The sequence below is a fragment of the Mangrovibacter yixingensis genome (assembly GCF_020523985.1).
Lineage (GTDB): Bacteria > Pseudomonadota > Gammaproteobacteria > Enterobacterales > Enterobacteriaceae > Mangrovibacter > Mangrovibacter yixingensis.
In genome coordinates this window covers 1-22,423 of sequence record NZ_JAIVKM010000005.1, presented here as the reverse complement: position 1 = coordinate 22,423, position 22,423 = coordinate 1, and the positions used below count along the sequence as shown (strand labels likewise).

General features: G+C 50.5%; 18 protein-coding genes and 1 pseudogene. 15 read left to right on the top strand and 4 right to left on the bottom strand.

Annotation, left to right across the window (positions count from 1 at the left end):
* Nucleotides 1–15: 15 nt before the first annotated feature.
* Nucleotides 16–933, bottom strand: coding sequence for a formate/nitrite transporter family protein (locus LC084_RS16110; protein ID WP_226572206.1), 918 nt, complete (start codon nt 931–933; stop codon nt 16–18).
* 356 nt (nt 934–1,289) lie between these two features.
* Between LC084_RS16110 and mlaA the strand changes: the two genes are divergently transcribed.
* Nucleotides 1,290–2,042 carry a phospholipid-binding lipoprotein MlaA gene (gene mlaA / locus LC084_RS16105; RefSeq protein ID WP_226572205.1) on the top strand — a complete coding sequence of 251 codons (753 nt, stop codon included), beginning with the start codon at nt 1,290–1,292 and terminating at the stop codon, nt 2,040–2,042.
* A gap of 115 nt (nt 2,043–2,157) precedes the next feature.
* Here the strand turns inward: mlaA and fadL are convergent, their stop codons facing one another.
* Nucleotides 2,158–3,486 (bottom strand): long-chain fatty acid transporter FadL, encoded by a 1,329-nt coding sequence (fadL, locus tag LC084_RS16100; RefSeq protein WP_226572204.1) that lies wholly within the window; start codon nt 3,484–3,486, stop codon nt 2,158–2,160.
* A 365-nt stretch (nt 3,487–3,851) separates the two neighbouring features.
* Between fadL and LC084_RS16095 the strand changes: the two genes are divergently transcribed.
* The 4 genes from LC084_RS16095 (at nt 3,852) to sixA (ending at nt 8,542) form a co-directional block, all read left to right on the top strand.
* Entirely contained in the window at nt 3,852–4,136 is a 285-nt protein-coding gene (locus LC084_RS16095) for a YfcZ/YiiS family protein (protein ID WP_036116098.1), read from the top strand.
* 235 nt (nt 4,137–4,371) lie between these two features.
* Entirely contained in the window at nt 4,372–5,682 is a 1,311-nt protein-coding gene (fadI, locus tag LC084_RS16090; RefSeq protein ID WP_226572203.1) for an acetyl-CoA C-acyltransferase FadI, read from the top strand.
* Nucleotides 5,682–7,835 carry a fatty acid oxidation complex subunit alpha FadJ gene (fadJ, locus tag LC084_RS16085; RefSeq protein WP_226572202.1) on the top strand — a complete coding sequence of 718 codons (2,154 nt, stop codon included), beginning with the start codon at nt 5,682–5,684 and terminating at the stop codon, nt 7,833–7,835. Before fadI ends, fadJ begins: the two co-directional genes overlap by 1 nt.
* 218 nt (nt 7,836–8,053) lie before the next feature.
* Nucleotides 8,054–8,542: a phosphohistidine phosphatase SixA gene (gene sixA, locus LC084_RS16080; RefSeq protein WP_226572201.1), complete on the top strand. Its 489-nt coding sequence runs from the start codon at nt 8,054–8,056 to the stop codon at nt 8,540–8,542.
* A gap of 47 nt (nt 8,543–8,589) precedes the next feature.
* Here sixA and smrB read toward each other — a convergent pair whose 3' ends face one another.
* Nucleotides 8,590–9,141, bottom strand: coding sequence for an endonuclease SmrB (gene smrB / locus LC084_RS16075; RefSeq protein WP_226572200.1), 552 nt, complete (start codon nt 9,139–9,141; stop codon nt 8,590–8,592).
* Nucleotides 9,142–9,309: 168 nt separating this feature from the next.
* Here smrB and prmB point away from each other — a divergent pair, with 168 nt between their 5' ends.
* From prmB to LC084_RS16045, 6 genes are all read left to right on the top strand, one after another.
* Entirely contained in the window at nt 9,310–10,242 is a 933-nt protein-coding gene (gene prmB / locus LC084_RS16070) for a 50S ribosomal protein L3 N(5)-glutamine methyltransferase (RefSeq protein WP_226572370.1), read from the top strand.
* A gap of 63 nt (nt 10,243–10,305) precedes the next feature.
* Nucleotides 10,306–11,391, top strand: a complete 1,086-nt coding sequence (gene aroC / locus LC084_RS16065) for a chorismate synthase (RefSeq protein ID WP_226572199.1) — start codon at nt 10,306–10,308, stop codon at nt 11,389–11,391.
* A 10-nt stretch (nt 11,392–11,401) separates the two neighbouring features.
* Complete coding sequence (gene mepA / locus LC084_RS16060) at nt 11,402–12,226, top strand: penicillin-insensitive murein endopeptidase (protein WP_226572198.1); 825 nt, start codon at nt 11,402–11,404, stop codon at nt 12,224–12,226.
* Nucleotides 12,227–12,237: 11 nt separating this feature from the next.
* A complete protein-coding gene (locus LC084_RS16055; RefSeq protein WP_226572197.1) occupies nt 12,238–13,035 on the top strand; it encodes a sulfite exporter TauE/SafE family protein in 798 nt (265 codons plus the stop codon).
* Between the two features lie 8 nt (nt 13,036–13,043).
* A complete protein-coding gene (locus LC084_RS16050) occupies nt 13,044–13,589 on the top strand; it encodes an elongation factor P hydroxylase (RefSeq protein ID WP_404808686.1) in 546 nt (181 codons plus the stop codon).
* A 25-nt stretch (nt 13,590–13,614) separates the two neighbouring features.
* On the top strand, nt 13,615–13,890 hold the full coding sequence (locus tag LC084_RS16045) for a YfcL family protein (protein ID WP_226572195.1): 276 nt from the start codon (nt 13,615–13,617) through the stop codon (nt 13,888–13,890).
* Nucleotides 13,891–13,931: 41 nt separating this feature from the next.
* On the opposite strand, the gene mnmC is transcribed toward LC084_RS16045, so the two are convergent.
* Complete coding sequence (gene mnmC, locus LC084_RS16040) at nt 13,932–15,941, bottom strand: bifunctional tRNA (5-methylaminomethyl-2-thiouridine)(34)-methyltransferase MnmD/FAD-dependent 5-carboxymethylaminomethyl-2-thiouridine(34) oxidoreductase MnmC (protein ID WP_226572194.1); 2,010 nt, start codon at nt 15,939–15,941, stop codon at nt 13,932–13,934.
* 157 nt (nt 15,942–16,098) lie between these two features.
* Between mnmC and fabB the strand changes: the two genes are divergently transcribed.
* From fabB to LC084_RS16020, 4 genes and pseudogenes are all read left to right on the top strand, one after another.
* On the top strand, nt 16,099–17,319 hold the full coding sequence (gene fabB / locus LC084_RS16035; protein ID WP_226572193.1) for a beta-ketoacyl-ACP synthase I: 1,221 nt from the start codon (nt 16,099–16,101) through the stop codon (nt 17,317–17,319).
* 657 nt (nt 17,320–17,976) lie between these two features.
* The gene (locus LC084_RS16030) at nt 17,977–20,070 is read left to right on the top strand and encodes a tetratricopeptide repeat-containing sulfotransferase family protein (protein WP_226572192.1); all 2,094 of its coding nucleotides are present in this window, start codon (nt 17,977–17,979) and stop codon (nt 20,068–20,070) included.
* On the top strand, nt 20,067–21,269 hold the full coding sequence (locus LC084_RS16025; protein WP_226572191.1) for a glycosyltransferase family 9 protein: 1,203 nt from the start codon (nt 20,067–20,069) through the stop codon (nt 21,267–21,269). Before LC084_RS16030 ends, LC084_RS16025 begins: the two co-directional genes overlap by 4 nt.
* Nucleotides 21,270–21,592: 323 nt before the next feature.
* Nucleotides 21,593–22,423 (top strand): annotated as a pseudogene (locus LC084_RS16020) (autotransporter outer membrane beta-barrel domain-containing protein); the annotation flags it as partial.

Sequence of the window (22,423 nt, the reverse complement as noted above, 5' to 3'; positions counted from 1 at the left end):
TCGCCACTAAGCGGTTCAGCGCTGGGGTTTTTTAAACCGCCATGGCTCTTTCCCCCGTGGGTATTTGGCGGGTATTGCCGCACGGTCGTTGCGAATTTGTACATGGCTTAGCAAGGCAAAAATAAAGGTACCCCCCAGAATATTGCCAGCCAGCGTTGGCAGAGCAAACGGCCAGAAAAAGTCGTGCCAGGGAATCACATCGCGCATGGCAAGGTAGAGAATCTCTACCGAACCCACCACAATATGCGCGGTATGGCTTAAGGCCATCAGCCATGTCATCAAAATAATCACCACAATTTTGGCTGAGCCTGCGGCGGGTAACATCCAAACCATGGTGGCGATAATCCAGCCTGCCAGCATCGCGCTAACCAGCATTTCTCCTGGGGACTTATGCATAATCTCCAGGCCAGAAGTGAGAAACGCTTCTTGTGTTGGGGCATCGAAGCCGGGCATAACAGAAAACGTAAAGGCGACCACCACGGTACCAATTAAATTCCCGGCAAGGACAACACCCCACAGGCGTAGCAGCAGCAAAATATTACTGCGGGTGGGCAGTTGCATCACAGGTAAAACCGCTGTAACGGTATTTTCAGTAAATAATTGCTGGCGGGCTAAAATAACAATCATAAAGCCGAAGGAATAACCAAGATTTTCCAGTAAAAAATGCCCTGGAACACCTTCCAGATAGCGGGTGAATAACCCTCTGGCCAGAAAAGAAGCACCCATTGATAAGCCCGCAGCAACGCCAGACCAGAACAGAGCCAGCGGTTCCCGCTCCAGCTCTTTTTCCCCTTCCTGGCGAATACTCTCGTGGGTTGCCATGGCTCTGGAGGGCAGGTCTGCTTCATCCACTACAATATCTGAACCACGGGCCCGCTCTTTACTGTCTACTTGTAAACGGTCGTCTTCAGGTGGAGTAGATTTATCCTGCATCGGTTGGTACTCCCTTCAAAATGCTCAGAATATAAGCGTAGTGGCTCCGTTAAAATGGCGCAAAAATGCAGATTAATCGGACGGAACACAGCACCCGGTGCGTAGACTTAATAAGTAAGAATGTTACAATCGCAACATATTTTCATTCTGGTAACAGCAAAACGACATGCCCGGAGTGTGAATCACGGCTGTTATATCCGTATAAAATGAGTAATCAGTTTGGCTTTTTGCGGCTTTACTTTTCCGTAATCCCGGTATGATTTTTCTTATACGGCTACTATTAATGCAACAACCAGAATCCTTGGCTCAACACTGCCACCTTATAAGTGGTTGCGCTATTTAACAGGGAGACACCTATGAATTTTCGCCTGACCAGCCTGGCGATGGCGGTTACGATTCTGGCCGGGTGCGCCAGCCATCCTGATGAACAGGGGCGTTCAGACCCACTGGAAGGTTTCAACCGCACAATGTTTACCTTCAACTACGATGTGCTGGATCCTTACGTGGTTCGTCCTGTTGCTGTTGCCTGGCGTGATTATGTTCCTCAACCTGCCCGGAATGGGTTAAGCAACTTCACCAGTAACCTTGAAGAACCGGCAACCATGCTGAACTACTTCCTGCAAGGTGACCCATACAAAGGTTTCGTGCATTTTACGCGTTTCTTCCTGAATACCTTGTTGGGGATGGGCGGTTTCATGGATGTGGCCGGTATGGCTAACCCCAAACTCCAGCGTGAAGTGCCACACCGGTTCGGGAGCACTCTGGGGCATTACGGTGTGGGCTATGGGCCTTACGTAGAACTGCCTTTCTACGGGAGCTTTACATTGCGTGAAGATGGTGGGCAGTTTGTTGATGACCTCTACCCGGTACTTTCCTGGCTGACCTGGCCAATGTCCATTGGTAAGTGGACCATTGAGGGTATTGAAACCCGCGCGCAGTTACTGGATTCCGACGGCCTGTTGCGCCAGTCCAGCGACCCTTACGTGATGGTGCGTGAAGCCTACTTCCAGCGCTATGACTTTATTGCCCGTGGCGGCAAACTGAAGCCTGAAGTGAACCCGAATGCCGCAGCTATTCAGGATGACCTGAAGGATATCGATTCTCAGTAAGATCCTTGATGGCGGCAGAATTGCTATATAAAGCTATATAGAAATATATAAAGCTATATAATTGAAGAAAGGGTGAGCCAGTGCTCACCCTTTCTTGTTATATCAGGCTGGTAAATCAGAAACGGTAGTTGAAGTTAGCGCCATACAGCCAGGCCTTACCATCAGATTCAAACTTGTAAGGGCCTTCTTCAATTGTAACGTGCTGACCATGCATGTAAGACACGCCAACATCCACAGATGCATCCGGTGTGATGGCATAAGTTGCACCCGCGCTCAGCCACAAACGGTCCTGGTCAGGAATGGAGATGGAGCGGGTTGATGCGGGTACCGGGCTGTCATCAAAGGCAATACCGGTACGCAGCGTCCAGCTATCATCCAGGTAGTAGGTTGTGCCCAGAGCAATACGCCACGCATCTTTGAACTTCTCATCTTTCTGGAACAGAACATCGCCATTATTAGCCGTCGCTTTCAGCTCCTGGAACTGGCTCCAACTGGTATATGTCAGGCTGTAGTGAACCGCCCACTTCGGTGCGACACGGTTATAACCTGAAAGCTCCCACATTTCCGGCAGGTTCAGTGTTAAAGAACCATCGATAGTTTGCCCATTCGTTCCGGCGGGTAAGCCCATACCAGCGTAGATAGCCTGCAGGTTACTGGGCAGTGCGCTGGAAGGCGGCAGAGAACTCTTATAGTTACCATCGAAGTCGATTTTAACTTCAGAGCGGTATGTAAAACCGTAGCGGTTGTTTTTATCCAGCTCGTACAAAATACCGGCGTTCCAGCCAAATCCCCAGGCATCCCCTTTCAGGTGGGCAATCTGGGTATCTGCGGGAACATTTAAATATTGGGCGTAAGCCGGGTATTGTGCAGCAGCCATCAGGCCCGCATCCCCGGCATAACGTTCAATTTTTGCTTTGGCAAATACAGCATCAAACCCTAAACCGAAACTCCAGTGCTGGTTCAGGCGGTAGGCACCGCTCAAATTCAGGTTAAGCGTTTCCAGGTCTGTTTTCCCGCCCATGGTTCCGGCAGCGTAATCGTTACTGTATTCAGTCGCGAGACCATAATTAGAAGTAATTGATGCACCCCAGCCGAACTGGTCATTAATCGGTGCAACGAAATGGAAGTTGGGTACCCAGGCCGTTGGTGCAATGTTTTTAGCATTAAGGCTCTGGCCGCTGGGTGAAGTACCGGATATATCAACACCTGGGTCAACAAACACTGCACCCAAAGACATAGCCGGGCGATCAAACAGCATAATAGTTGCCGGGTTACGGCTGGCGGACCCTGCGTTGTCGCCAATAGCACCTTCACCGGAATAAGCCCGGCCAAGGCCAGAAGAAGAAAATTCATTTAACTGAAAGCCTGCAGACCAGGCCTGAGTTGATACGACAGCCACTGCAATTGCAAGAGCACATTTGGTAAAACGGGGTTTCTGACTCATACCCAAAACCTCATTCTCATCAATTATTGTTATTCAAACAATGTTACATATGGTAACAGGAGCGCGAAGTGTAGGGTCTGACGATGTACAGAGAAATCAGACCAGTGGCGAGAGTATAGGTCGGACCAGTAACTATGTTGCAAGTTTGTTTATAATATTTTTCAAATATGTTTAATGAAACGCGAACTCCATAGCAAAAAACAGGGCGTATTCCGTCAAGTGAATAACTCTGGTTTGTTTAGCATCAAAATGATGTGTGATTTTAATCACTATCAGTAACCAAAGCTTACAAGAACTGGAGGTGTTCTTGCTGGCTTCATAAACTATATACAGTGTTTCCCAGGCCAAAGAGAAAGGAGAGTGTAATGAGCCAGAATAAAGCGCAAGAAACGCCGGTATGTTGCTGTGTTGATGTAGGCACGATCATGGACAATACCGATTCTGTTGCCACGTGGAGCCGGGTTTTTGACTCCAAAGCAGAAGCTGAGCAGATGCGCGAAAGCCTGGAGGCCAAAGCGCGTGCAGTGGAATCGGAACCTTGCCAGATAACTTCATCCATGCAAGATGAAGCGGGCGGTGTGCGGCTGGATATGCAGTTTGTATTTAGCTGCCAGGCCGAATCACTCATATTCCAGCTGGGTTTACGTTGAACGGCCGCTTTTCAAAAACCGGGTATGCTGTTATTTCCAGTGATGAATACCGTAATCATGCCAGTTTGCACACTACTGCTGGGTAGTGTGCATATCCCTCGCGAGTTGCCCTCTGCGCAATTTCGTGTTTTGCCTCGCACTTTTCTCCCATTGCAGTTGGCGTAGTGTAAAATTTTGGTTAAAACTTTTATCAGGTCAGACCACTTTGCGCTAATTATTCTATTTGGGGAGCCTTATGAAACAGTCGCTGCCACTGGTTACACGCCAGGGGGATCGTGTTGCATTTATTGCCGGGTTAAGAACACCGTTCGCACGCCAGGCCACTGCATTTCATGGTATACCCGCTGTTGATCTGGGAAAAATGGCCGTGAGTGAACTGCTCACTCGCAATGAAATAGACCCGCAACTGGTTCAACAGTTGGTATTCGGCCAGGTTGTACAGATGCCGGAAGCACCCAATATCGCCCGGGAAATTGTACTGGGAACCGGGATGTCAGTTAATACGGATGCCTATAGCGTTAGCCGTGCCTGTGCAACCAGTTTCCAGGCCGTGGCTAATATTGCCGAAAGTATTATGGCTGGCACCATTCATACTGGTATTGCGGGCGGGGCGGATTCTTCTTCTGTTTTGCCGATTGGAGTAAGCCGCAAGCTGGCAAAAACCCTGGTTGATCTCACTAAAACACGTTCTGTTGCACAACGCCTGAAACTTTTCTCCCGCCTGCGCCTGCGCGACCTGATGCCTGTTCCCCCCGCTGTCGCGGAGTATTCCACTGGCTTACGTATGGGGGATACCGCGGAACAAATGGCTAAAACACACAGTATTTCACGTGAAGACCAGGATGCTCTGGCTTACCGTTCACACCAGCGTGCCGCACAAGCCTGGCAGGAAGGGAAGCTCAATGATGAGGTGATGACAGCCTACATTCCACCTTATAGAGCTGCTTTTCATCAGGATAATAATATTCGCCCGGAAACGTCACTGGCCGATTATGCCCGCCTGCGCCCGGCCTTTGATCGCAAGCATGGTAGTGTGACTGCGGCAAACAGCACGCCGCTGACTGACGGCGCATCGGCTGTCATTATGATGGCGGAATCACAAGCAAAATCTCTTGGTTTGCAGCCGTTGGGGTATTTGCGCAGCTATGCGTTTACCGCCATTGATGTTTGGCAGGACATGCTGCTGGGGCCGGCCTGGTCTACGCCGCTGGCATTATCCCGGGCAGGAATAACCCTTGCCGACCTGACGCTGTTTGATATGCACGAAGCCTTTGCAGCACAAACGTTGACGAATCTGAAATGCCTTGCCAGCGATAAATTTGGCCGGGAAGTGCTGGGGCAGAGTGGGGCAACCGGCGAAGTCGATATGGATAAATTTAATGTGCTGGGCGGTTCGCTGGCCTACGGGCACCCCTTTGCAGCCACAGGTACGCGAATGATTACGCAGACCCTCAATGAATTACGCCGCCGTGGTGGTGGGCTTGGGTTGGTCACCGCTTGTGCTGCGGGTGGGCTTGGTGCGGCAATGGTACTGGAGAGCGAATAATGGAACAGATTTCCGCATTTAACCTGGCGGTGGGCCCGGACAATATTGCCATTGTGACTATTGATGTCCCGGGCGAAAAAATGAATACCCTTCGGGCGGAGTTTGTTACTGAAGTAAAAAGCTTGCTGAGTGAACTGAATGCACTGAACGAACTGGAAGGTGTGGTGCTGGTTTCCGGGAAGCCGGATAACTTTGTTGCCGGGGCCGATATTCGCATGATTGAAGCCTGCCAGACTGCTGGTGAAGCCAGCCAGTTGGCCCGTTCCGGGCAGCAAGTTATGGCGGAATTAAGTAGCTTACGGGTTCCCGTGGTTGCGGCTATTCATGGCGCCTGCCTTGGTGGTGGGCTGGAACTGGCGCTGGCCTGCCACAGCCGGGTGTGTTCGGATTCCTCGCACACCCAGTTAGGCTTGCCTGAAGTGCAACTCGGTTTATTGCCGGGTTCAGGGGGGACACAACGCCTGCCGCGTTTGATAGGGTTGCCAGGTGCGCTGGACATGATCCTGACAGGAAAATCGTTGCGCCCACGGCAGGCCAAAAAATGTGGCCTGGTTGATGATGTCGTACCACAGAGTATTTTGTTGGCAACGGCAGTTTCTCTGGCAAAAAAAGGGCCGCAACCCGCTCAATCACTACCGTTGAAAACCCGTTTGTTAACGGGAAGATTGGCGCGAACACTTATCTTTAATACCGCCCGCAAAAAGACCCTGGCAAAGACTCAGGGCAACTACCCGGCGGCAGAGCGCATTCTTGATGTGATGGAAACCGGGTTATCTTCTGGTATGACGAACGGCCTGGCCGCGGAAGCGCAGGCATTTGGTGAACTCGCCATGACACCAGAATCAGCCGCGTTGCGCAGCCTGTTCTTTGCCAGCACAGACTTGAAAAAAGACCCCGGCAGCGATGAGAAACCTCTCACAGTTGAGAGAGTCGGTATTCTGGGAGGCGGGTTAATGGGGGGCGGTATTGCCAGTGTTACCGCGACCAAAGCCGGGCTTCCAGTACGTATAAAAGATATCAATGAAAAAGGTGTTAACCATGCGTTGCAATATGCCTGGTCAATGCTGGATAAAAAGGTCCGCCGTCGCCACCTGACGGCTTCTGAGCGGAACCTGCAAATGGCACGTATTTCCGGTGGTATTGATTACCGTGGGTTTGGTAAGTGCCAGCTGGTTATTGAGGCGGTATTTGAAGATTTGGCACTGAAGCAAAAAATGGTCAGTGAAATCGAAGAACACTGTGCACCAGGCACTATCTTTGCCTCAAATACATCGTCATTACCCATTGCAGAGATAGCCCGTGGAGCAGGTGCGCCAGGAAGAGTTATCGGGCTACACTACTTTAGCCCAGTAGATAAAATGCCACTGGTGGAAGTGATTCCCCACGATGGAACCGATGCGGAAGTGGTTTCCACTGTGGTAGCGCTGGCCAAAAAACAGGGAAAAACGCCGATTGTAGTAGGGGATTGTGCCGGTTTTTATGTGAACCGTATTCTCGCCCCTTATATTAACGAAGCGATACGTTGCCTGGCCGAAGGTGAACCCATCGAACATATTGATAATGCCCTGGTTAAAAAAGGGTTTCCGGTTGGGCCACTGCAGTTACTGGACGAAGTGGGCATTGATATTGGCACCAAAATAATGCCGGTTCTGGAAGCGGCTTACGGTGAACGTTTTGCGGCACCGCAGTCTGCAGTTAGCGCTATTTTAGGTGATGACCGTAAAGGGCGTAAAAATGGACGGGGTTTCTACCTGTATCAGGAAAAAACAAAAAATCCATTTAAAGCTAATAAAAAACAACCAGATACATCGATTTATTCTGTGTTGGGGGTCACACCCAGCGTGAATAAAACCGGCGAAGAAATTGCAGCGCGCTGTCTGTTTTTGATGCTGAATGAAGCCGCTCGTTGCCTGGATGAAAATGTGCTGCGTTCTGTGCGTGATGGCGATATTGGCGCAGTGTTTGGCATCGGCTTCCCGCCATTTTTGGGGGGGCCATTTCGCTACATGGATAGCCTGGGGGCAAGTGAAGTTGTTATCCGCCTGACTCAGCTTGCTGAACGTTATGGCGAAAGGTTTACTCCCTGTGGCCGGTTGCAACAAATGGCAAAAGACGGTGAGTTTTTTTGGCAGGAAAATGAACCTGTCCATTAACAGAGAACTCTAAGTTTTTGTAAAAGTGACTGCAAATAACGACAGTGTGGTTATTTTATAAACGGATATTGACTATCCTTACAGCAATGCGGTAAAACACACCGTTCAATTTGATGTATGGATAAGGCACAATGCCCGACCCCCTGTTAGCGCGTGCGAATTGCAGTTTGTTTCGTGCTGGGTGAGCAGGTGTTTCTGGTTAACAAAAGCGGTGCAATATGCAAGTTTTTATCATGCGTCATGGCGACGCGGCGCTCGATGCCGCCAGTGATGCGGTTCGTCCTCTCACTCAGGTGGGCATTGACGAAACGCAAATGATGGCGACCTGGTTAAAAGGTCAGCAGGTAGAAGTTGGACGTGTTCTGGTCAGTCCGTTTTTGCGTGCGGAGCAGACACTGGATGTTGTGAGTCAGCAACTTTCCCTGTCTGGCGAGAAAGAGACAATGCCTGAGTTAATGCCTTGCGGCGATGTAGGTCTGGTGGGTTGTTATCTCCAGGCGCTTGCTGAGCAAGGTGAAAAGTCTGTGCTGGTTATCTCTCACCTGCCATTGGTGGGTTACCTTGTGTCAGAACTTTGCCCGGAGGAAACGCCTCCGATGTTCTGCACTTCGGCGATTGCCTCAGTCACTATTGCGCCGGAATCGGGCAAAGGGACATTCGAGTGGCAAATCAGCCCGTGTAATTTGAAAGTCGCAAAAGCAATTTAATGACTGAACACTTAAGAGCCGCTTGCCGGCTCTACGTGTTTCTGGCCCTAGGGAATTTCTGGCGGCTGCCATTCATCCACTTCAATCAAAACCAGTAATGCTGCATCGCCACCCCACTCTTTAGGGGCCTGGTGGAAAGCCATTACGTGTGGGTGCTGCGCCAGCCATAACGGAGTTTGTTGTTTGAGAATATGTTTTCCGTGCCCGTGCATTACGCAGGCACAATACACATGTTCCCGGCGGCAGGCTGCGATTAGCGCACCCAGTTCTTGTTTGGCCTGCAGTTGTGTTAACCCATGTAAATCCAGCATCAGGTCTGGTGTGTAGTCACCGCGGCGTAGCTTCTTCAATTCAAAGTGGCTGACATCTTGACGTACATAACGCATTGGCCCTTCACTGGAAAGCAAAGGTTGAAATTCATCGGAAAAATAGTGGCTGGCGTCAACTTGTTCCTGGACCAGGCGTTTTACCGGCATTTCAGTGACTTTTTTGCGTACCGGGCGGTGAACAATCGTGTCCTGAGCCAGTTGCCGGGTGCCGCGCATTAACTCACGGAACAGAGCCTTATCTTCCGTACTCAGTTGCGCTTTTTTCTTCATATCATCCAATTCCTGTCATGCAATGCTCGCCAGTTTACCTGCTTTAGTGGTTGCAATTAAATAAAACCGCCAATTTCACCTCCGGGGCGCGCCCCGATGCTGATTTATCGCTGTGTTCGTGGCAAACTAGCGGCCGAAACAACAGCGCTAACGGCCTGCGGAGGGCATGTGGATAAAATTTTTGTCGAAGAGGCAGTCAGTGAACTGCACACTATTCAGGATATGCTGCGTTGGGCCGTCAGCCGTTTTAGCGCGGCAAATATTTGGTATGGGCACGGCACGGATAACCCGTGGGATGAAGCGGTACAACTGGTGCTCCCAACCCTCTATCTGCCACTGGATATCCCTGAAGATATGCGCCAGTGCCGCCTGACATCCAGCGAACGTCACCGCATTGTTGAGCGGGTGATTCGCCGGGTCAATGAACGTATTCCCGTTGCCTACCTCACCAACAAAGCCTGGTTTTGCGGCCACGAGTTTTATGTTGATGAACGGGTACTGGTGCCGCGCTCGCCAATTGGTGAACTGATTAATTCACATTTTGCCGGGCTGGCGGATGGTGAACCGGCACATATTCTGGATATGTGTACGGGGAGTGGGTGCATTGCCATTGCCTGCGCTTATGCATTCCCGGAAGCCGAAGTAGACGCTGTAGATATTTCACCTGATGCCCTTGCTGTGGCGGAAAGAAATATTGCAGAACATGGCCTGGAACATCAGGTAACCCCGATTCGTTCTGATCTTTTCCGTGATTTGCCCAAAGTGCAGTACGACATCATTGTGACTAACCCGCCGTATGTTGATGCGGAAGATATGTCGGATTTGCCGGGCGAATACCGCTTTGAACCTGAACTGGGGCTGGCTGCCGGCAGCGATGGCCTGAAACTGGCCCGCCGGATACTGGCCTGCTCCCCAGATTACCTGGCTGACGGCGGTATTCTGATTTGTGAAGTCGGTAACAGCATGGTACATCTGGCAGAACAATACCCGGATGTCCCTTTCACCTGGCTTGAATTTGATAACGGCGGTGATGGCGTCTTTATGCTGACTAAAACACAGCTTATTGCCGCTCGTGAGCATTTCAGTATTTATAAAGATTAATCTGCTGTGGGCCGTCTGGCCCACAATTGCCCCTTGAAACGATAACAACGGTAAGGAGCCGTGATGGCAGGGAACACTATTGGACAGATCTTCCGTGTAACCACTTTTGGTGAGTCACATGGGTTGGCGTTGGGCTGCATTGTTGATGGTGTCCCGCCGGGTATTTCGCTAACCGAAGCGGACTTACAACATGACCTGGACCGCCGCCGTCCAGGAACCTCGCGCTATACCACACAGCGCCGTGAACCAGACCAGGTGAAAATTTTATCTGGGGTATTTGAAGGTGTCACCACCGGAACCAGTATTGGGCTGCTTATTGAAAATACTGATCAGCGCTCTCAGGATTACAGCGCTATTAAAGATGTATTCCGCCCAGGCCATGCCGATTACACCTATGAGCAAAAATATGGCCTGCGTGATTACCGTGGTGGGGGCCGTTCATCGGCTCGTGAAACAGCAATGCGTGTTGCTGCTGGTGCGATTGCCAAAAAATATCTGGCTGAGAAATTCGGTATTGTAGTGCGTGCGTGCCTTTCTCAAATGGGGGATATCCCACTGGATATCGTTGACTGGGAGCAAGTTGAGCAAAATGCGTTCTTCTGCCCGGATCCCGAGAAAGTGACTGCGCTTGATGAACTGATGCGTGCGCTCAAGAAAGAGGGCGATTCAATCGGCGCGAAAGTGACAGTAGTTGCAGATAACGTCCCTCCTGGATTTGGAGAACCCGTTTTCGACCGCCTGGATGCGGATATTGCCCATGCATTGATGAGCATTAACGCAGTCAAAGGCGTTGAAATTGGTGATGGTTTTGGTGTTGTGGGGCTGCGCGGCAGCGAGAACCGCGATGAAATTACTCAATCCGGGTTTACCAGTAACCATGCCGGTGGTGTATTAGGCGGTATCAGTAGTGGTCAGCAAATTGTGGCGAATATTGCGCTGAAACCCACTTCCAGCATTATGGTGCCGGGGAAAACCATTAACCGCGCAGGCGAAGAAGTCGAAATGGTGACTCGTGGGCGGCACGACCCTTGCGTGGGTATTCGCGCCGTACCGATTGCCGAAGCGATGCTGGCTATTGTTCTGATGGACCACGCATTGCGCCAGCGTGCCCAGAATGGGGACGTAGCCTGCTCACTTCCGCGCTGGTAATGACATGACAATGAACAGAACTGTCTTAGCACTCTCTGGTTTGTTATTGTGCGGCCTTGCTCAGGCCGCCACACCCTGGCAGAAAATTACCCATCCCATCGCTGGCTCACCGCAATCAATTGGTGCTTATGCCAACGGTTGTATTATTGGTGCCGAGCCATTGCCGTTACAGTCGGATGATTACCAGGTGATGCGTACAGACCAGCGCCGTTACTTTGGTCACCCAGATTTGTTGGCTTTTATTGGCCGGTTGTCTGCCAGTGTGCACCAGCGTGGTATGGGAACACTGCTGATTGGTGATATGGGCATGGCGGCCGGTGGGCGCTTTAGTAGCGGCCATGCCAGCCATCAGAGTGGCCTTGATGTCGATATTTTCCTGCAACTACCCAAAACACGCTGGACCCGCGCACAATTGTTGAAACCTCAGGCACTGGACTTGGTCGCGCCGGGTGGAAAAAATGTAGTTGAATCGCTCTGGCAGCCGGAAATCGGGCAGTTGATAAAACTGGCGGCCGAAGACAGCGATGTCGCCCGGATTTTTGTAAACCCGGCAATCAAAGAAAAATTGTGTGAAACCGCTGGCACTGACCGCACCTGGTTGCGCAAAGTGCGCCCCTGGTTTGCTCACCGGGCACATATGCATGTACGCCTGAACTGCCCGGCAGGTAGCCTTGAGTGCATTGACCAGGCACCACCACCACCTGGTGATGGCTGTGGTGCGGAACTACAAAGTTGGTTTGAGCCGCCTAAACCAGGTGCTGTGAAACCCGGCAAAAAAACACCACCTCCAATACCTGCATCCTGCCAGGCATTGCTGGATAAAAAAATGCTATAAAGGACAAGTACATGGAGTGGTTCATGGTTTCACCACTGGTGCTGGTGGTGTTATTTTTTGTCGCAATGCTCGCTGGTTTTATTGATTCTTTGGCAGGTGGCGGCGGGTTGTTGACTGTTCCTGCGTTACTGGCCGCTGGCTTGCCACCGGCTCAGGCGCTGGCAACGAATAAGTTGCAGGCTTGTGGTGGCTCAGTTTCATCTTCACTCTATTTTATTCGCCGCAAAGTAGTGAGCCTCGCCGACCAAAAATTGAATGTGTTGATGACGTTCATTGGCGCCACATCTGGCGCATTACTGGTGCAGCATATGCATGCCGACATTCTGCGCCAGATCCTGCCCATACTGGTCATTGCCATTGGCTTATATTTTTTGTTAATGCCACGTCTTGGCGAAGCAGACAGGCAACGCCGTTTGTACGGGCTGCCTTTTGCCCTGGTCGCTGGTGGATGTGTGGGGTTTTATGATGGCTTTTTTGGCCCCGGAGCAGGCTCATTTTATGCGTTAGCGTTTGTTGCCCTGGCTGGTTTTAACCTTGCCAAAGCTACAGCTCATGCGAAATTGCTCAATGCCACTTCTAACCTTGGCGGGTTACTGTTGTTTATTATTGGCGGCAAAGTGGTATGGGGTACCGGGTTTGTCATGATGGCCGGGCAGTTTTGCGGTGCTCGTATGGGCTCACGCCTGGTGCTGAGTAAAGGCCACAAACTGATTCGCCCCATGATTGTGGTGGTGTCGGCGGTTATGAGCGCCAAATTACTGTTCGACAGCCACGGGCAAACAATTCTTCACTGGTTAGGTATGCAGTAATGGAAGTAATGGAAACACATCACTACGAACAACTGATTGAGATTTTTAATGGTTGTTTCGCCGAAGATTACAATACGCGCCTGGTTAAAGGCGATGACGAACCCATTTATTTGCCTGCAGACAGCGAAGCCCCTTACCATCGCGTTGTTTTTGCCCACGGTTACTATGCCAGTGCTCTGCACGAAATTGCCCACTGGTGTATTGCCGGTGACGAGCGGCGTAAACTGGTTGATTTTGGTTACTGGTATTGCCCGGATGGGCGCGATGAAGCAACACAGCACCAGTTCGAAGATGTGGAAGTGAAACCGCAGGCGCTGGAATGGATGTTCTGTGTTGCTGCCGGTTTTGCATTTAATGTCAGTTGCGACAACCTCAGTGGTGATTTTGAGCCTGACCGTATTGTGTTCCAGCGGCGGGTTCACCAGCAGGTGATGCACTGGTTATCTGCAGGTGTACCCTCACGCCCGGCGCGTTTTATTGCTGCCTTACAACAGTATTATCATTCTGCACCCTTTACGGCAGAATCTTTTCCATGGCCCGAAGATTTGTGCTGAGCGCCATACCAAGCAGGAGAGACATATGATTGAAGCGTTTGAAGCACGCATTCTGGGTTTAATTGATGGCATGGTCGAGCATGCCTCTGACGACGAATTGTTTGCCAGCGGCTATTTGCGTGGGCACCTGACCCTGGCGATTGCCGAAGTTGAGCAAGGTGATGACCACTCCTTTGAACGTGTGTATCAGCATGTTGGCCATAGCCTTGAAAAAGCCATCAGCGCTGGGGAACTGTCACCACCAGACCAGGTGCTGGTTCTGGAAATGTGGGACAAACTATGGAATCAGGCCATAGCATAATGCAGGCAGCCCGGCGGGTACGCCGGGCATAATTCTTCCGGTTATTTCTCTATTTTCCTGCCTTTTAGCCACTTACGCACCCATAACCTGGACGGTGTCATGGCTGCCAGTGTTTCCCTGTCCGATGGTAATGGCTCCGCACTCATTTGTGCTGCCAGTATCTCTGCTACCAGGGGAGCGCTACATAACCCACGTGAACCCAGAGCACCGAGCATAAACAAGTTTGGGTGAACCGGCAGCAAGCACTGTGCTGAGGCAATTTCTTCCGGTGACTGGTGGACATAATCATTCATAAATGCGCTGTAGTCCGGAACATTGCCAACCATCGGGATATGATCACGGGTAGCGCAGCGCACCCCACATCTTGCATCACCTGCGCTGGTATCGACTTCATGCGCCCATGCTGCTTGTGGCAGGCAATCAACCAGCCGTTGCCGGTTATGAACCTGGTCTTCTTCGCTGTAGGCTGTTTCTGTATGGCCCCGATGGTAACTGGCACCAATGCAGTGTTGCCCGCGAACAGGGTCAACGGGTGTCAGGTAACCGTCATAACACAGCACTTGTTTCAGTGCACCTAACCCTGGTGTGGTGGGAATATGGCTTACCTGGCCGGCAACCGGGTAGGCAGGGATATGAGCCGTTTGTTCAAACTGGGTGATATTGTGGCCATTTGCCAGTACCAGGCTGCAATGCTGCGCAGCCAGGCCACTGGCGAAGTGAATCTCCCAGCCTGTATCACTCTGGCTCAGGTTCATGGCCTGTTGGTTATAATGCACTTTCAGGCCTTGTTCACAGGCCAGTGTAATGACCAGGCTGGTGAGCGTTTCTGGGCAAAGCCAGCCACCTTGCGGAAAACAAATACCGGAAACGCCAGTTTCAACGCCACAGGTTGCCAGCATCGCTTCTTTGCTGACTGCATGAATCAGTGTTTCTGGTAGTGGCATATCCAGCATCTTTGCCAGTTTATCGGCACTTTTTTCGTTCCAGGCCAGCTGAGTAACACCACACCAGTCGTGGGCGAATGTGGCTGGCAGGCGGTCATACAACCGCCGAGCGAACCCAAAAGCGTGCGGAAAAAAAGCTGCCAGCGCCGGGTCATGCTGGTTAAGAAGGGGATACAGAGCACCCTGGCGGTTGCCTGATGCACCTTGTGCTGGCGCGCTATCGGCGCAGTACAGGGTCACATCCCAGCCACGTTGTAATAACGCAAGGCTTAATAATGCACTGGCGATACCACCACCTATGATGGCCGTTTCCCTGCCACTTGCTGCCTGGCGCGTATACCATGGCGCTGTGAGTGGCGTACTGGACGCTTCATTTCGCACCCCGGTTAGCATTTCCCGCTTGCGGCCAAAGCCCTTGCACTTTTCAACCTGAAAACCCGCCTGTTGTAACCCACGGCGAACAAAACCTGCAGAGGTGAATGTCGCCATGGTTCCACCGGGTTTTGCCAGGCGAGCCATTCCGTCAAACAATGCCTGATTCCACATATCAGGGTTACGTGAAGGGGCAAAGCCATCCAGAAACCAGGCATCAATTCGCTGATTCAGGGTGCAGTCAAGTTGGGTGAGGCTGGTATTAATATCGCCAAACCATAAATCTACTGTTACACGCCCATTATCCAGAACCAGGCGGTGGCAGCCAGCAACCGCATCAGGCCATTGCGCCTGCAATTGGGTGGCGAATGTAGCCAACTGTGGCCACTGTTGGTGAGCTTTGGTGAGGTCGTCCAGGCGTAACGGGAATTTTTCAAAACTAATAAAGTGCAGCCGCTGTAGCCCGGCCTGCGGGTTGCCGGCATGGAAGAGCGCGAATTGTTCCCACAGTGCCAGAAAATTCAACCCGGTCCCAAAACCGCTTTCAGCCACCACAAAAACAGGTTCCTGGTGGTTGAAAAACCGGTCTTTCAGCTTATTTCCATCGAGGAAAACGTAGCGAGTTTCTTCCAGCCCATTGTCATTTGAAAAGTAGACGTCATCAAATTGTCGGGAAACAGGTGTACCCTCAGCATTGAAGTCCAGTGTGGCAGTTTGTATACAGTTTTGTTTCACGTAAGTTGCTCGTATAACACGGTGTGCCACGATCTTAAGGGTTAGTCTGAGCTGGCGCAAATTATCTGCATAAAATGGCTGATCGGACTTGTTCGGCGTACAACTGTACGCTATTGTGCGACACGAAATCTAAAATATGCAGTGAAAGAGGTATTGAATGAAACGTGCAGTGATTACTGGCCTGGGTATCGTTTCCAGCATCGGTAATAACCAGCAGGAAGTCCTGGCATCTCTGCGTGAAGGGCGCTCAGGGATCACTTTCTCTCAAGAACTGAAAGATTCCGGTATGCGTAGCCACGTGTGGGGTAATGTCAAGCTGGATACCACAGGCTTAATCGATCGCAAGGTCGTTCGCTTTATGAGTGACGCCTCTATTTATGCTTACTTGTCCATGGATGAGGCAATTAAAGATGCCAAACTGGCTGACGAAGTTTACCAAAACAACCCACGCGTTGGGCTGATTGCTGGTTCTGGTGGCGGTTCGCCAAAATTCCAGGTCTTTGGTGCAGATGCCATGCGCAGCCCTCGTGGTCTGAAAGCTGTTGGCCCCTACGTTGTTACCAAAGCCATGGCCTCTGGTGTTTCTGCCTGCCTGGCTACGCCATTCAAAATTCATGGCGTGAACTACTCTATCAGCTCCGCCTGTGCAACATCAGCACACTGTATTGGTAATGCGGTTGAGCAAATTCAGCTCGGTAAGCAAGACATCGTGTTCGCTGGCGGCGGTGAAGAGCTGTGCTGGGAACTGGCTTGTGAGTTCGATGCCATGGGCGCGCTGTCTACCAAATACAATGAGACGCCGGAAAAAGCTTCCCGTACTTATGATACTCACCGTGATGGTTTTGTTATCGCGGGCGGTGGCGGTATGGTCGTGGTTGAAGAACTGGAGCATGCTCTGGCTCGTGGTGCTCATATCTATGCAGAAATCGTTGGTTACGGCGCAACGTCTGATGGTGCAGATATGGTTGCTCCGTCTGGCGAAGGTGCAGCACGTTGCATGAGAATGGCAATGGATGGTGTAGATACACCTATCGATTACCTGAATACTCATGGTACGTCTACTCCAGTTGGTGATGTAAAAGAACTGGGTGCGATTCGTGAAGTGTTTGGCGATAACACGCCTGCGCTGTCTGCTACTAAAGCCATGACCGGTCACTCACTGGGTGCGGCAGGGGTTCAGGAAGCAATTTACAGCCTGCTGATGCTGGAACACAGCTTTATCGCGCCAAGCATTAACATCGACGAACGTGATCCGCTGGCTGAAGGCATGAACATTGTCACTGAGCCTGTTGAGCGCGACCTGACGACTGTTATGTCTAACAGCTTCGGTTTTGGTGGCACCAACGCCACACTGGTAATGCGTAAATACAGCAAATGAAGACGTTTTAAGGTCTTTTGCATAAGGGGCGGGTGACTGCCCCTTTATTTTGTAGCCTTACTATTTTTACGATGCGTATCATTTTTTCTGCAATACTCTCTCGTAATTTCCTGCCTTTCTCTGAACAACCTGTTCCGCGCCAAAATGCTATTGCCCCGTTTATTCTGACTGTGATTAATCTCGCTTTTTTTCTCAGGGATGCTAAACACATGCAGGGTTACACTCTGTTAGATTGTATAAACGGTTAGCAGTGATACTGACACAATAAATTCAAGGCTATCTTGTTTTAAGAATAAAAAGGGTATCAGTTGGCTAATAATTAATTGGCTAACAATAAGAAAAAGTAATCTGATGTCTGCAAGATCGTCTTGCTGTCACGTTTTCTTTAATTATTACTAATAACCAGTTAAAGCAGCCATGAGCATTTCTCATTCATGCACATAAGTGATTATCGGCAGGCTTTCAAACTGAACAAACAGATGTTGCACTCTATTTTTGCGTCACCTATTCTGAGGACGAAGATATTACCAATAATTATTGGACACCATCCAGAATGGCGTCCAATTCAGACTGTGTTCCACGTTGAAGCGTCCGGGTAATAACCTGCTGCTTACAGACACAATCCAGCCAGTGGGGCCTTTATGACCGAGGAATATTTTGAGTAATAGCAACCCTGTTGATTCGCAACAATTGACGGTTCTTCAGGCCCTGGAGCTGGCGAATGCTCACTGGAATGCCGGGCAGGCCGCACAGGCAGAGCAGCTTTGCCTGCAGGTGCTGGAAGTCGCACCATTACAGCACGATGCCCTTAATCTCTTGGGCCTTATGATGCATGCCTACGGTATGCCGGACAAGGCTATCGACTATATACGTAAAGCCTGCCAGTCCCCTGGCGCTCCGGCAATAATCTATAGCAACCTGGCCGAGCTTTATCGCCAGAAAGGTTTGCTGATGGATGCCGAGCAAGCCGCACGGAGAGCAGTGGAACAAGAACCCGAACTTGTTGTGGCCTGGAGTAACCTTGGCATCATTCTGCAGGAGGCCGGAAAATTCACGGCCAGCCTGGAGTGCCTGGAATATGTTGTATCATTACAACCGGATAACGCTGAAGCGCATAACAACCTGGCCAATACTTATCAACGTCTTGGCGATTTGCCTCGTGCACAGGAATGCTACCAGCGAGCTTTGGTGTTGCGTCCCGAATATGCTGAGGTGTATAGCAACCTCACTTTGCTGTTAAGTGACCTCGGTTGTATTGATGATGCAGTGGCTTCTGCCCGCAAGGCGCTAGATATCAACCCGCAACTGGCGGATGCGTATTTAAACCTGGCGAATATCGAGTTGTCGCGTATGCGTTATGCTGATGCTCGCCATTGGGTCAATTCACTATTGGAATTTTCGCCACAACATGTGGGTGGGCTAACAGCACTCGCCCAAATTATGATTGCCGATGAACGTTATCAGGAAGCAGTTGCTGTTGCTCAAAAGTCACTGGCTATTGTACCGGGCAATGCGAATACGCATAAGGTTTTGGGTAAAGCGTTACAAGGGCTTGGGCAGTATGAAGAGGCGGAACAAGCCTATAACCATGCGGCGGAATTACCCGGTACGGTCGCCGAAGAAGCTCTTGTTGCACGAGCCGTTTTACTGATGGAAATAGGGAACAAAGAAGCAGCAGATACAGTGTTTGAACAGGCACTGAAACGTTTTCCTGATTCACATCGGGTGTTGGCTGCGCGATGTGATAATAAATTCTATCAGTCAGGCGATCCTGACATCGATGTTATGGAAAATGCGTTGGCGCGTGAGCCAGCGCTTCCGCTGAATGAACAAATGCTACTGCATTTCTCGCTGGGTAAAGCGTACCTGGATTGCCGAAATTCGGAGCGTGCATTTTCCCATCTTGACCGGGGTAATGCTTTTAAACGGGCTACTTTTAGTTATGATGCCGAACAGATTAGCACCTGGATGAAAAGTGTTGCTGACGTTTTCACTCCGGCATTAATGGAACGATTCAAAGGAGCTGGAGTGGCTTCTGACCGCCCTGTTTTTATCATCGGGATGCCACGCTCCGGTACCACTCTGGTTGAACAGATTCTCTCATCACATCCTGATGTCTACGGTGCTGGCGAATTAGGCGCGCTAGGTAGGGCAGTAGAGCGTGTGGGGCGCTTCCCGGATGCAGTAACGAATTGGAGCAATACCCAATTTATTAATATTGCGGCAGACTATCTTGAGCAGATAGATAACCTTGCACCAGATGCACCGAGAGTGATAGACAAACTGCCAGGAAACTTCCTCTATGCAGGGTTGATTCCACTGCTGCTGCCAGGTGCACGTATCATCCACTGCCGCCGTGATCCTGTCGATACGTGCCTTTCCTGTTACAGCAAACTTTTTTCCGGTGAACAGTTATTTGCTTACCAACTGGATGAGCTTGGGCAGTTTTATCTCGACTACCAGACTCTGATGGCTCATTTTCGCCAGATATTGCCACAGGAATGTTTTATTGAAGTTGATTATGAAGCGGTAGTTGACGATCTGGAAAGCCAGGCGCGGCGCCTGATTGACTTCATTAATCTTCCCTGGGATGGCGCCTGTCTGGCATTCTACGAAACGCGGCGTATTGTGCGCACGGCAAGCGTGGCCCAGGTGCGCCAACCCATCTATACATCTTCCCGGGGGCGCTGGCACAGGCACGCCGAACACCTCGGCCCACTCCTGGACGTGCTCGGTGTTAAACAAAAATGAACCCGGAACAGAGAGATCTTAACGCAGTCTGGCAGCAGGTTGATGCACTCCTGAAGGCTGAGTGCTGGGCCGAAGCAGAGGTGATGTTGTGTCAGACGCTGGCCTCCGGTACTGGGCCTGTCCCCTTGTGGCGTCAGTTGTATACGGCATTTCGCCAGCAAGGAAAATTCGCCGCTGCAACTCAGGTTATGGACATGATTGTGCAAACAGTGCCTGGCGATATGAGTGCGCGCTTCGACTTGTCCGAGATGCTGCTGCTACAAGGCGAGTTTACACGCGGCTGGCGTGAGTACCGTTTTCGCTACAAGCTTGACCATACCCGCATGTTTGAGCGGCATATGCAAAAACCGCGCTGGGAAGGGCAGTCTGTAAAAGGGAAGACATTGTTGATCCACGATGAACAAGGTTATGGCGATACTTTCCAGTTTTTGCGGCTGGTAGAGCAGGCTCAGGAACGCAGTGGGGCTCATATCGTGCTGGAGGTAAACCAGGAAGCCAGTAGCCTGGCACGAAGAGTAAGAGGGTATAACCAATTGATAGCACGGGGAACACTTCCTCCCCCTTTCGATTTTCACTGCGAACTGATGAGTCTGCCTGCGGCACTCGGTCTGCAACTGTCGCAACTACCGGGAAGAATGCCTTATTTGTTCGCCAATCCTGAGCGCGTGGAAAAATGGCGGGCACGGCTTGCTGGCCTGCCACGTCCGTTAGTGGGGTTGGTGTGGGCAGGGAGCCCCACTCATGCCAATGATAAGCGTCGTTCACTTATATTGGCTGACCTGGCACCGTTGGCTCTGGAGGGTATTACTTTTCTGGCGCTGCAGAAAGGGCCCGCGGCAGAGCAGGCTGTGACACCGCCACCGGGTATGTCGTTGTTGTCGTTGAGTGATGAAATCCATGATTTCGATGATACGGCCGCTATCCTTAGTATGGTAGATACCCTGGTTTCTGTAGACTCTTCGCCGGTTCACCTGGCTGGTGCGCTTGGCTGCCCAGCCTGGGTACTGTTGCCTTTTCTGAATGACTGGCGCTGGTTAATGCAACGTGAGGATTCTCCCTGGTATCCTGCTATGCGTTTGTTCCGCCAACCTGCCCCAGGGCAATGGGAAATCGTTCTGCGAAATGTTGCTGTGGCTTTAAGAGAGTTAAAGAGTGCAGTTAATGACGCGGGGGCTTCCATTACGCACGAAAAACACTAGAGACCCGAGCGCGTAATTCTTGCCACTTTTACCTGATTTATCTTCCTGGTAGGGGAAGTCATGTTTAGCAGCTATGGCAGAAATCTCTTAATATAATTCTATATGGTCTTTTTTTTCAGCGAATTGTAATTATTGGCCAGGCTCGGTTTGTCATTAATTTGTGTTAAGGATGGAGATAAGAAAAAAAATTAATACCGGTGCTTAAGCTATTTGTATCGCTATGAACATAAACTATGATGATTTATGTAGTGGTTGTTTATTGCAATTTGCATTAAATGCAATGCGCTTAATCTGAAAAAATATAATAAATAATAAGGTATGGAATGAGTAAATACAGAAAAAGTCCTGCCGATACAACACAACTCGACAGACGTAAGGTTCTTGGCTTGTCTCTGGGGTCTGCTATCGCATTGATGTCAACTACAGAAGCCTATGCATCTTGTATAAATGTGGGTGGCACGGTCACTGTGGTAGGGTCCACCGGATGCGTTAACTGGTCTGGTGGGAATATGACACTGACTAGCAATGGCACACTTAGTTCATCGAGTGCCGCAGCATTAACTGCATCTGCGTTAGCAGGAACATTAACTAATAGTGGGCTGCTTAGTGGTACATCATTTGCGGCCCTGGAAAACACCAGTAATAGCCTTGTCGCTATTAATAATACCGCAATGCTTAGTGATACTGTTGGCCTCCTCAACAACGGTACTATTTTATCGCTAACCAATAATACCGGAGCCACAATATCCGGTAATACCGCAGGTATTCAGAACAACACTGACATTATGTCGCTCATTAATAGCGGCATTATTACCGGTGGTGTTGGCATCAGCAGCGCGGGCAATATTGGTACGTTGTCGAATACGGGCAGCATAACCGGCACCACAGTCGGCCTGCAAAACAGCGGCACTATCACATCACTTAGTAACAGTACCGGAACGATTTCCGGTACAACAACAGGTATTCAGAACGATGGCGCGATTACATCGTTGATTAATAGCAGCATAATTACTGGTGGTGTTGGCATCAGCAGTGCGGGCAATATTGGTACGTTGTCGAATACGGGCAGCATAACCGGCACCACAGTCGGCCTGCAAAACAGCGGCACTATCACATCACTTAGTAACAGTACCGGAACGATTTCCGGTACAACA